This window comes from Azospirillum sp. B506, assembly GCF_000333595.1.
GTDB lineage: Bacteria > Pseudomonadota > Alphaproteobacteria > Azospirillales > Azospirillaceae > Azospirillum.
The window spans coordinates 1-10,549 of the sequence record NZ_BADK01000505.1 but is presented as its reverse complement, the minus strand read 5'-3'; the positions used below and the strand labels follow the sequence as shown (position 1 = coordinate 10,549).

Annotated in this window: 11 protein-coding genes; 7 read left to right on the top strand and 4 right to left on the bottom strand. The window is 66.6% G+C overall.

From position 1 onward, the window contains the following. The coding region (locus I71_RS15165) for a hypothetical protein (protein WP_244433854.1) at nucleotides 1-374 on the top strand (374 nt) is incomplete at its 5' end. Nucleotides 375-387: 13 nt separating this feature from the next. Here I71_RS15165 and hemF read toward each other — a convergent pair. Both hemF and I71_RS15155 read right to left on the bottom strand, forming a co-directional pair. Continuing rightward, nucleotides 388-1,278 carry an oxygen-dependent coproporphyrinogen oxidase gene (gene hemF, locus I71_RS15160; protein WP_083897183.1) on the bottom strand — a complete coding sequence of 297 codons (891 nt, stop codon included), beginning with the start codon at nucleotides 1,276-1,278 and terminating at the stop codon, nucleotides 388-390. Then, nucleotides 1,275-1,754, bottom strand: coding sequence for a tRNA (cytidine(34)-2'-O)-methyltransferase (locus I71_RS15155; RefSeq protein ID WP_199902189.1), 480 nt, complete (start codon nucleotides 1,752-1,754; stop codon nucleotides 1,275-1,277). The genes hemF and I71_RS15155 overlap by 4 nt, the downstream gene beginning before the upstream one ends. 271 nt (nucleotides 1,755-2,025) lie before the next feature. On the opposite strand from I71_RS15155, the gene petA reads away from it, so the two are divergent. From petA to I71_RS15135, 4 genes are all read left to right on the top strand, one after another. Further along, nucleotides 2,026-2,595 carry a ubiquinol-cytochrome c reductase iron-sulfur subunit gene (gene petA, locus I71_RS15150; protein ID WP_042695683.1) on the top strand — a complete coding sequence of 190 codons (570 nt, stop codon included), beginning with the start codon at nucleotides 2,026-2,028 and terminating at the stop codon, nucleotides 2,593-2,595. A gap of 30 nt (nucleotides 2,596-2,625) precedes the next feature. Beyond that, nucleotides 2,626-3,894 carry a cytochrome b N-terminal domain-containing protein gene (locus I71_RS15145; RefSeq protein ID WP_042695682.1) on the top strand — a complete coding sequence of 423 codons (1,269 nt, stop codon included), beginning with the start codon at nucleotides 2,626-2,628 and terminating at the stop codon, nucleotides 3,892-3,894. Continuing rightward, nucleotides 3,894-4,655, top strand: coding sequence for a cytochrome c1 (locus tag I71_RS15140; RefSeq protein ID WP_042695681.1), 762 nt, complete (start codon nucleotides 3,894-3,896; stop codon nucleotides 4,653-4,655). Before I71_RS15145 ends, I71_RS15140 begins: the two co-directional genes overlap by 1 nt. 114 nt (nucleotides 4,656-4,769) lie before the next feature. Beyond that, nucleotides 4,770-5,321 (top strand): DUF924 family protein, encoded by a 552-nt coding sequence (locus tag I71_RS15135; RefSeq protein ID WP_042695680.1) that lies wholly within the window; start codon nucleotides 4,770-4,772, stop codon nucleotides 5,319-5,321. A gap of 13 nt (nucleotides 5,322-5,334) precedes the next feature. Here I71_RS15135 and I71_RS15130 read toward each other — a convergent pair whose 3' ends face one another. Together I71_RS15130 and I71_RS15125 are read right to left on the bottom strand one after the other, a co-directional pair. Further along, nucleotides 5,335-6,213, bottom strand: a complete 879-nt coding sequence (locus tag I71_RS15130; RefSeq protein WP_042695679.1) for a response regulator — start codon at nucleotides 6,211-6,213, stop codon at nucleotides 5,335-5,337. Between the two features lie 134 nt (nucleotides 6,214-6,347). After that, the gene (locus tag I71_RS15125; RefSeq protein ID WP_042695678.1) at nucleotides 6,348-7,796 is read right to left on the bottom strand and encodes a short-chain fatty acyl-CoA regulator family protein; all 1,449 of its coding nucleotides are present in this window, start codon (nucleotides 7,794-7,796) and stop codon (nucleotides 6,348-6,350) included. 231 nt (nucleotides 7,797-8,027) lie between these two features. Between I71_RS15125 and I71_RS15120 the strand changes: the two genes are divergently transcribed. Together I71_RS15120 and I71_RS15115 are read left to right on the top strand one after the other, a co-directional pair. Next, nucleotides 8,028-9,560, top strand: coding sequence for an acyl-CoA carboxylase subunit beta (locus I71_RS15120; protein WP_042695677.1), 1,533 nt, complete (start codon nucleotides 8,028-8,030; stop codon nucleotides 9,558-9,560). Nucleotides 9,561-9,571: 11 nt separating this feature from the next. Then, a partial coding sequence (locus I71_RS15115) for an acetyl/propionyl/methylcrotonyl-CoA carboxylase subunit alpha (protein WP_042695676.1) occupies nucleotides 9,572-10,549 on the top strand: 978 nt, incomplete at its 3' end.

The following is a 10,549-nucleotide window of genomic DNA, read 5'->3' as shown; positions in this document are numbered from 1 at the left end:
ATCCCAACCCGTCCCCGACCAGATCCCGATTGGAGCGCCAGACCATGGACCGCAAGCCGGACGAGACGATTCTGACCGCCCATCTGCCGAACCTGGAAATCCAGATCCGCCACCGCGAAGCCGGGGAGGACGGGGCGGAGGTCATCGCCATCCAGCTGCGCGCCACGCCGTCCTTCGACGCGGTCGCCGCGCTGCTGGCCCCCGCCATGATGAACCCGCTGCTGCTGGCCGGCCCCGGTGCTGGCAAGCCCGGCGCCAACCCGATGGCGTCGGCCGCCGGGATGGCCGAGCTGTGGATGGCGCCGATGCGGCTTTGGGGCGAGATGGTGCGGCAGGCCTGGGCGCCCTGGCTGCAGGTGAGCCAGCGCCGCTAGGCCGGCCGCCGGATCACGGCCACTTCACTTCCGGCGGCAGGCTCATCAGGATCGCCTCGGTGTTGCCGCCGGTCTTCAGGCCGAAGGTGGTGCCGCGGTCGTAGAGCAGGTTGAACTCGACATAGCGGCCGCGGCGGATCAACTGGTGCTCGCGCTGTTCGGCGGTCCAGGGGCGGTTCATGTGCCGGCGGACCAGTGCGGCGTAGCTGTCGAGAAAGGCGGTTCCGACATCGCGGGTGAAGGCGAAATCCGCCTCCCAATCCCCCGAATCGAGCTGGTCGTAGAAGATGCCGCCGACGCCGCGCGCCTCGCCCCGGTGGGGCAGGTAGAAATAGCGGTCGCACCACTCCTTGTATCGCAGGTAATAATCCGGGTCGTGGCGGTCGCAGGCGGCGCGGAGGCCGGCGTGGAAATCTGCGGTGTCCTGCTCGTCCGGCACCATCGGCGTGAGGTCGGCGCCGCCGCCGAACCAGCCCTGGGTGGTCACGATGTGGCGGGTGTTCATGTGCGTCGCCGGAACCAACGGCGAGCGCATGTGCGCCACCAGACTGATCCCCGCCGCCCAGAACTCGCCGGTTTCCGCCGCACCGGGGATGTTGGCGCGGAACTCCGGGCTGAAGGTGCCGTGGACGGTCGAGATGTTGACCCCGACCTTCTCGAACACCCGGCCCTTCATCACCGACATGGTGCCGCCGCCACCCTCTCCGCCGCCATGGTCGGGGCGGGTCCAGCTCTTGCGCTCGAACCGGCCGGCGGGCAGGTCGGCATGGGGCCCGGTCAACTCGTCCTCCAGCGCCTCGAAGGCGGCGCAGATGCGGTCGCGCAGCTCCTTGAACCAGGCGGCGGCGCGGGCCTTGCGGTCTTCGATGACACCGGGGGCGGCGGTCATGGGGGCGGCGGTCATGGCGTTTCCTGTCCGGCGGCTTGCCGCATCTCTTGTGCGGCGGTCTGCCGCAGAGCCTCACCCAACACCATCGCCGCGCTGATCGCAACGTTCAAGGAGCGGGCGGGCGGCACCATCGGGATCACCAGCCGGGCATCGGCGGCGTCATGGACCTCGTCCGGCACCCCGGCGCTCTCGCGGCCGACCAGGATGCGGTCGCCGGGAGCGAAGCGGAAACCGGTGTAGGGAATCGCCGCCCGCGTGGTCAGCAGAACCAGCCGCCCCGTTTGAGGTGTTGCGCGGTAGGCGGCCCAGGAGCTGTGGCGGGTCCAGTCGAGATGATCGAGATAGTCCATGCCCGCGCGCCGGAGTCGGCGGTCGTCGAGCAGGAATCCGCAAGGTTCGATCAGGTCGAGAGCCACACCCAGCCCTGCCGCGAGTCGCATCAGGGTGCCGGTGTTCTGCGGAATATCGGGTTCGAACAGGACGAGACGCAAAGCGGGTCTTGCCTCAAAGTGTTTGTTTTGCATACAAATAGTCAGCCCCGACACACGCGACAAATTGTCTCCCGGCCAAGGACTTTTCAAGATGTCGACGCGACGGTATACCGCAGGCTCGAAGCTGGAGATACCCACTCCGGACGGACGCGGCGTGCCTGAGGGTTTTCCTTCCGGCGGGCAGGCTTGCCGTGTCATGCAGTAATTACGGTCCATCGGTCGTCCGGCGCGGGCAAAGGGCGTCGGGCATGCCTTGAGGAGAAACAGGCTTATGGCTCAGACCACGCATCCGCCCGGGACGGGTGGCCACGCGGCCTCCGGCGGCGAGGGGGGTTCCCGCCGCGATTTTCTGTATCTTGCCACCGCCGCGGCCGGCGTCGTGGGGGCGGCCTCGGCGGCCTGGCCCTTCATCGACAGCCTGAACCCGGCGGCCGATACCCTGGCGCTTGCCTCCATCGACGTCGATCTGGCCCCTGTGGCCGTCGGTCAGGCGATCACGGTCACCTGGCGCGGAAAGCCTGTCTTTGTCCGCCACCGCACCGCCGAGGAGATCGAGTCCGCCAAGACGGTCAATCTGGGCGACCTGCGCGATCCGGTCGCCGACGATGCCCGTGTGAAGAAGCCTGAATGGCTGATCGTCATCGGCATCTGCACGCATCTCGGCTGTGTGCCGCTCGGGCAGAAGGTCACCGATCCGCGCGGCGACTATGGCGGGTGGTTCTGCCCCTGCCACGGCTCGCACTACGACACCGCTGGGCGCATCCGCAAGGGCCCGGCCCCCGCCAACCTTGTCCTTCCGACGTACGCCTTCACCGGCGATACCAAGATCCGGCTCGGTTAACGCGGCCCAACGGTTCTGGAGACCCCCGAGATGGCTCAGGTTCAAGCCACCAAGTTCAAGAATCCGGTCGTGAACTGGATCGACAGCCGCCTGCCGATCTTCACGATGCTGGATCACGAGTACAACCATTACCCGATGCCGCGGAACGTCAACTATCTGTGGGCGTTCGGTGCGATTGCCGGCATCATGCTGATGATCATGATCGCCACCGGCCTGTTCCTGGCGATGCAGTACTCGTCCCACACCTCGCTGGCCTTCGACTCGGTCGAGCGCATCATGCGCGACGTGAATTACGGCTGGCTGATCCGCTATGTCCACGCCAATGGCGCGTCGATGTTCTTCATCGCCGTCTACATCCACATGTTCCGCGCGCTCTATTACGGCTCCTACAAGGCCCCGCGCGAGATCCTGTGGATCCTCGGCGTCATCATCTTCCTCGTCATGATGGGCACCGCCTTCATGGGCTATGTGCTGCCCTGGGGCCAGATGAGCTTCTGGGGCGCCACCGTCATCACCAACCTGTTCTCGGCCTTCCCGATCGTCGGCGACCCGATCGTGACGCTGCTGTGGGGCGGCTTCTCGGTCGACAACCCGACGCTGAACCGCTTCTTCGCGCTGCACTTCCTGCTGCCCTTCGTCCTGCTGGGTCTGGTGATCCTGCACACGGCGGCGCTGCATGTCTGCGGCTCGAACAACCCGCTCGGCATCGACGCCAAGGGTCCGCAGGACACCGTCCCGTTCAACCCGTACGTCACGGTCAAGGACGGCTTCGCCGTGGTGATCTTCCTGATCGTCTACGCGGCGTTCGTGTTCTTCATGCCGAACTACATGGGCCATCCGGACAACTACATTCCGGCCAACCCGCTGGTGACCCCGGCGCACATCGTGCCGGAATGGTACTTCCTGCCCTTCTACGCCATGCTGCGCGCGATCCCGGACAAGCTGGGCGGCGTGCTGGCGATGTTCGGCTCGATCGCGCTGCTGGCCTTCCTGCCGTGGCTCGACCGCTCCAAGGTGCGCAGCTGCAAGTTCCGCCCGGTCTACCGCCAGTTCTTCTGGATCCTGGCCATCGATGCCCTGATCCTGGGCTATGCCGGTTCGCAGCCGGCCGAGGGGTCCTGGCTGCTGATCGCGCGTGTCGGCACCTTCTACTACTTCTTCCACTTCCTGGTCCTGCTGCCGGTGCTGGGCAAGCTGGAGCGCACGCGTCCGCTTCCCAACAGCATCTCCGAGTCCGTTCTGAAGGGCGGGGGTGGCATCGCCGCCGGCGCCCATGCCAAGCCGATGGAGAAGGCCTGATGCGCGCGTTGAAGACTGCAATCCTTTCGGCGGCGCTGGCTCTCGGCATCGCCGGGGCCGCGCAGGCCTCCGAAGGCGTGCACATCCCCAAGCAGAACTGGCCGCATGCCGGCATCTTCGGCACCATCGACAAGGCGGCGGCGCAGCGCGGCTTCCAGATCTACAAGGAAGTCTGCTCGGCCTGCCATTCCATGCGTCTGGTGCCGATCCGCACGCTGGCCGGCATCGGCTTCACGGAAGACGAGCTGAAGGGCATCGCCGCCGGCTACGAGATGACGGCTGGCCCGAACGACGCCGGCGAGATGTTCAAGCGTCCGGGCCTGCCGGCCGACCGCTTCCCGTCGCCGTTCCCCAACGACCAGGCGGCCCGTGCGTCGAACAACGGCGCCCTGCCGCCCGACCTGTCGCTGATGGCGAAGGCCCGTGTCGGTGGCGAGGATTACATCTACGCCTTCCTCACCGGGTTCGAGGAGCCGCCGGCCGACGTCCATCTGATGGACGGCATGAACTACAACAAGGTGTTCCCCGGCCATCAGGTCGGCATGCCGAACATCCTGCAGCCTGACGGCGTGACCTATGCCGACGGTACCAAGGCGACGGTGGAGCAGGAGGCGCACGATGTGGCGACCTTCCTGACCTTCGTCGCGGAACCGCACCTGGATGCCCGCAAGCAGATGGGCGTCAAGGTCATCCTGTTCCTGTTGGTGCTGGCTGGCCTGATGTACGCCACCAAGCGCAAGCTGTGGAGCACGCTGCACTGAGCCCGCAGGGTCGGTGAGGTGATTTAGGACATGGACAGGGCGCCCCATCGGGCGCCCTGTTCCTGTTTGTGGGGTACGGGTCGTCGGGCGTCGTAAACGGATGTGGAGAAGACGATGGTGGACAGTCTGATCGACGAGATCGTCGATTTCTGGTTCGACGAGGCGATGAAGCCCTATTGGTTCCGCAGGTCGGCCAGCTTCGACCGGGCGGTTGCCGACACGCTGGGGCCGCATCACGCGGCGGCGGCCCGCGGCGAGTACGACCATTGGATCGACGATGTCGACGGCTGCATCGCGCTGTGCGTGCTGCTCGATCAGGTGCCGCGCAACATGTTCCGTGACGATCCGCGCGCCTTCGCCACCGACGCCAAGGCACGGGGCGTGAGCGACCATGCCGTCGCCAACGGTTTCGACCTGGAATGCACCACCGACGAGCGGATTTTCCTCTACCTGCCCTATGAGCATCACGAGGATCCGGCGAGCCAGGAGCGCTCCGTCGCCCTGTTCACCGAGCGGGTGGGCGACGAGGAGACGCTGCGCTATGCCCGGCACCACCGCGACATCATCGGGCGGTTCGGCCGCTTTCCCCACCGCAACGCAATCCTCGGCCGTCCCAGCACGCCGGAGGAGGAGGCTTTCCTGAAGGAGCCGGACTCATCGTTCTGATCGCGCCTGCCGGTCAAGCCGGCTGCGGGGCCAGCCAGCGCTCCAGGGCGGCCAGCAGGTCGGCGCGGCGGACCGGCTTGGTCAGATAGTCGTTCATCCCGGCGGCCAGACAGCGCACGCGGTCTTCCGGCTGGGCGTTGGCGGTGACGGCGATGATCGGGATGCGGGCCCGCTCGTCGCTCAGCCGCCGGATGCTGGCGGTTGCCATCACCCCGTCCATGTCGGGCATGGCGACATCCATCAGCACCGCCTCGGGCGGCATCGGCGCCTGGGTGACCGCTTCCACCGCTTCCGCCCCGCCATTGGCCGTCTCGACCGAGAAGCCGGCCTTGGCGAGCAGGCCGGCGACCACCATGCGGTTGGTGGCGCTGTCGTCCACCACCAGCAGCCGGCCGCCGCGGGCGCGCGCCCAGCTCATCAGGCGCTCGGCATCGGTGGTGCGCGAGGGAAGGGCGACCGGAATGTCCAGCACGGCCCGCCGGAGGCCGTCGGTTCCATGATCGACGGTCATCTGCGCCCCCAACGCTGCGAGCAGTCGGCGGGCGAGTTCGTGCCGGAAGCCATCCTCGCCCTGGGTCTCGAAGCGGCCGGTCAGTTCGGTTCGCAGGATCACCTGCTCTCCCCCCGCCGGCAGGGCCGACAGGCGGACGTCGAGCCGGCCGGGGCCGGCACTGGCGATGGCGCTGGCGGCCAGCGCGTTGCACAGCGCGGCGACGGTCTCCGCCTCGCCCACCAGCCGCGGCGGCGTTCCGTTCAGCACGCCGACCTCCAGCGCGATGCCGCGCCCTTGCGCCAGCGCCGCGGTCGATACCGACAGCATGCGGGCCAGCGCCTCGGGTGCGAAGGCCGTCCCCCGCCGGTTGGGGGCGTTATGCAGATTGTCGCCGTCCATGGCCCGCCATTGGCAAAATGCGAAGCAGCTTGCAGCGATCGGCCGGAGAAATGCCCAAAGGCACAGCCTTTCCGATCTTGCGACCGGTTCTCAGCAAGTCGCGGGCCAACCCCATGCTCGCAAGGATCGCAATTTTACCGGCTCGGCGCGTCCGGTGGGTTGAAGAGGTAGGGAACGAAGCTGCGGTGATGTTCGTTGACCCGCAATTCGCTGCCGATGGGCGGGAAGGCGCGCTGCTGGCAGTCGGTGCGTTCGCACAGGCGGCAGTTCACGCCGATCGGCACCGCCGCCTTCAGGTCGGTGATGTCGATGCCGGCGGCATAGACCAGCTCGGGCGCGTGGGCGGCCTCGCAGCCCAGCCCGACCGCGAACTGCCGCGACGGCTTCAGATAGGCACCGCCCCGCTTGGTCACGGTGCGGGCGATGCCGATATAGGCGGTGCGGTCGGGCATCTGGGCGAACTGCACCAGGATCTTGCCGGGCTGGGCGAAGGCCTCGTGCACATTCCACAGCGGGCAGGCACCGCCGAAGCGGGCGAAGTGGAAGCGGGTGGCGGAGTGGCGCTTGGTGATGTTGCCCGCCATGTCGACGCGGACGAAATAGAAGGGCAGGCCGCGCGCGCCCGGCCGCTGCAGCGTCGACAGCCGGTGGCAGACCTGCTCGAAGCTGGCGGAGAAGCGGCTTTGCAACTGCTCCACATCGTGGCGCAGGGCGCGGGCCTGGGCGGCGAAGGCACGGTAGGGCAGCACCAGCGCCCCGGCGAAGTAATTGGCGAGCCCGACCCGGCAGATCGAGCGCGCGTCCTCGCTGGAGAATTTCGCCTGATCGACCAGCTCGTCGATCTGGTCGCCGAATTCCAGCAGGGCGATCTGGTTCGCCATGTGGAAGGCGCGGCTGGAGCTGGTCAGCAGAGCCGACAGCCGCAGCGTGCCGGTCGAGGCGTCGTAGCTGCGCATGGCGGTCTCGCCCGCCTCGTCGGCGACGATCTTCACCCGCACGTCATGGCGGCGTTTCAGATAGGCGGCCAGCTCGTTCAGCAGCGAGCCGGAATGGATTTTCTCGCTGTCCCACAGCCGCTCCGCCGCCTCGTCCAGCGGACCGATGTAGTTGTTGCAGTAGTGGAAATAGTCCCGCACCTCCTCGTAGGGGAATTGCGGTCCGGCGAAGCTATCTCCCTGTTCGCTGTTGGACAGGCTGTCGGTCAGCGACTGCACCCGTTCGTGCAGCTTCTGATAGGCCTGATGCAGACTGAGCACCCGGCGGGCCAGCTCCGGGCTGGATCCGACCACGCTGCGCAACTCCGCCGCGGTCAAGGGCGCGCCGGCGAACAGCGGGTCGGCCAGCGCCTCCCGCAGGTCGGAGACCAGCCGGCTGTCCTCGTCCTCCAGGAAGGCGGACAGCTCCAGCTCGAAGGTGGCGGCGATCCGCATCAGCACCGGCAGGGTCAGCGGGCGCTGGTTGTTCTCCAACTGGTTGAGATAGCTGGGAGAAAGCTCCAGCGTCTTGGCAAGCGACGCCTGGGTCAGGCCGCGCTGTTCGCGCAGGCGGCGCAGCTTGTAGCCAAGGAACAATTTCTTTTGCATACGTATAAAGTCCTGCACGGCGGCGCTCTTGGAAATCCGCCGCTCTTCGCAATCTTAGCAAGCGCTGAGCCGCAATTGCAAAGGGCTTCGCAACTTCGCACCTTTTTGCGAATAGGTCGTTTGAAGCGCTGCGAAGTTTGTGAATAATCCGCGACGTTCCGGTGAATGATTGCGTCGCTTGCCGCCGGAGCGGGGACTGTCACTGCGACGCCAAGGATATGGGAACGCCCGATGCAAGACATTCTGGCCAAGTTGGAGTCCAAGCGCGCCGCGGCGCGGCTGGGCGGCGGTGAGAAGCGCATCGCCGGCCAGCATGCCAAAGGCAAGCTGACCGCGCGCGAGCGGATCGAGCTGTTCCTCGACGAAGGGTCGTTCGAGGAGTTCGACATGTTCGTCGAACACCGCTGCATCGACTTCGGCATGGAAAACCAGAAGGTCCCGGGCGATGGCGTGGTCACCGGGCACGGCACCGTCAACGGCCGCCTCGTCTTCGTCTTCAGCCAGGATTTCACGGTCTTCGGCGGCGCGCTGTCTGAGGCGCATGCCGAGAAGATCTGCAAGATCATGGACCAGGCGCTGAAGGTCGGCGCTCCCGTCATCGGTCTGAACGACAGCGGCGGCGCCCGCATCCAGGAGGGTGTCGCCTCGCTCGGCGGCTATGCCGAGGTGTTCCAGCGCAACGTCGATGCGTCCGGCGTCATCCCGCAGATTTCGCTGATCATGGGGCCGTGCGCCGGCGGTGCGGTGTACTCGCCGGCCATGACCGACTTCATCTTCATGGTGAAGGACAGCTCCTACATGTTCGTCACCGGTCCGGACGTGGTGAAGACCGTCACCCACGAGGTGGTGACCGCCGAGGAGCTGGGCGGCGCGGTCACCCACTCCACCAAGTCGGGCGTCGCCGATCTGGCCTTCGAGAACGATGTCGAGGCACTGCTGCAATTGCGCCGCTTCATCGATTTCCTGCCCTCGTCGAACCGGGAGAAGGCGCCGGTCCGTCCCTGCGCCGACCCGCTCGACCGCGAGGACTTCTCGCTCGACACGCTGGTGCCGGAGAATCCGAACAAGCCCTACGACATGAAGGAGCTGATCCTCAAGATCGTCGACGAGGGCGACTTCTTCGAACTCCAGCCGGAATATGCCAAGAACATCCTCATCGGCTTCGCCCGGATGAACGGCTCCACGGTCGGCATCGTCGCCAACCAGCCGATGGTGCTCGCCGGCTGCCTGGACATCGACAGCTCCAAGAAGGCGGCTCGCTTCGTCCGCTTCTGCGACGCCTTTGAAATTCCGATCCTGACCCTCGTCGACGTCCCCGGCTTCATGCCGGGCACGTCGCAGGAATATGGCGGCATCATCAAGCACGGCGCCAAGCTGCTGTACGCGTACGCCGAGGCGACCGTACCGAAGGTGACGGTGATCACCCGCAAGGCGTACGGCGGCGCGTACGACGTGATGTCGTCCAAGCATCTGCGCGGCGACGTCAACTATGCCTGGCCGTCCGCCGAAATCGCGGTGATGGGCGCCAAGGGCGCGGTGGAGATCATCTTCCGCGGCGACATCGGTGATGCCGAGAAGATCGAGGCACGTACGGAAGAGTACAAGCAGAAGTTCGCCAATCCCTTCGTCGCCGCGTCGCGCGGTTACATCGACGACGTCATCATGCCGCACGGAACCCGCCGCCGCATCACGAAGGCGCTGTCCATGCTGAAGAACAAGCAGCTCCAGAACCCCTGGCGCAAGCACGACAACATTCCGCTGTGAGGGCCGGCCGCATGTTCGAGAAGATCCTCATCGCCAACCGTGGCGAGATCGCCTGCCGCGTCATCCGCACGGCACGCCGCATGGGCATCAAGACCGTCGCGGTCTATTCCGACGCCGACAAGAACGCCCTGCATGTCGAGATGGCCGACGAGGCCGTCCATATCGGCGCCGCCCCGTCGGCGCAGAGCTATCTGCTGGTCGACCGCATCGTCGATGCCTGCAAGCGGACCGGTGCCCAGGCCGTCCATCCCGGCTACGGCTTCCTGTCGGAAAAGCGCGAGTTCCAGGAGGCGCTGGCGGCAGCCGGCATCGCCTTCATCGGGCCGGACGCCCATGCCATCCAGGCGATGGGCGACAAGATCGAGTCCAAGAAGCTGGCGAAGGCCGCCGGCGTCTCCACCGTCCCCGGCTATCTCGGCGTCATCGCCGACGACAGCGAGGCGGTGACCATCGCCCGCGACATCGGCTATCCGGTGATGATCAAGGCATCGGCCGGCGGCGGCGGCAAGGGCATGCGCGTGGCCTGGAACGACGAGGAGGCGCGCGAGGGCTTCCGCTCGGCCACCAACGAGGCGCGCTCCAGCTTCGCCGACGACCGGGTCTTCGTCGAGAAATACATCCAGCAGCCGCGCCACATCGAAATCCAGCTGCTGGCCGACGGGCAGGGCACCTGCCTGTACCTGCACGAGCGCGAATGCTCGATCCAGCGCCGCCACCAGAAGGTCATCGAAGAGGCGCCGTCGCCCTTCCTCGACGCCGCCACCCGCAAGGCGATGGGCGAGCAGGCGGTGGCCCTGGCCAACGCGGTGCAGTACAAGTCGGCCGGCACGGTCGAGTTCATCGTCGATGCCGAACGCAACTTCTACTTCCTGGAGATGAACACCCGTCTCCAGGTCGAACATCCGGTCACAGAGCTGATCACCGGCCTCGACCTCGTCGAGCTGATGATCCGCGTCGCCGCCGGCGAGAAGCTGACGCTCCGCCAGGAG

Coding starts and splice junctions, on each gene's coding strand:
- hemF (WP_083897183.1), bottom strand. CDS start 1,278: ATGACCGCCGCCCCCATGACCGCCGCCCCCGGTGTCATCGAAGACCGC.
- petA (WP_042695683.1), top strand. CDS start 2,026: ATGGCTCAGACCACGCATCCGCCCGGGACGGGTGGCCACGCGGCCTCC.
- I71_RS15145 (WP_042695682.1), top strand. CDS start 2,626: ATGGCTCAGGTTCAAGCCACCAAGTTCAAGAATCCGGTCGTGAACTGG.
- I71_RS15140 (WP_042695681.1), top strand. CDS start 3,894: ATGCGCGCGTTGAAGACTGCAATCCTTTCGGCGGCGCTGGCTCTCGGC.
- I71_RS15135 (WP_042695680.1), top strand. CDS start 4,770: ATGGTGGACAGTCTGATCGACGAGATCGTCGATTTCTGGTTCGACGAG.
- I71_RS15130 (WP_042695679.1), bottom strand. CDS start 6,213: ATGGACGGCGACAATCTGCATAACGCCCCCAACCGGCGGGGGACGGCC.
- I71_RS15125 (WP_042695678.1), bottom strand. CDS start 7,796: ATGCAAAAGAAATTGTTCCTTGGCTACAAGCTGCGCCGCCTGCGCGAA.
- I71_RS15120 (WP_042695677.1), top strand. CDS start 8,028: ATGCAAGACATTCTGGCCAAGTTGGAGTCCAAGCGCGCCGCGGCGCGG.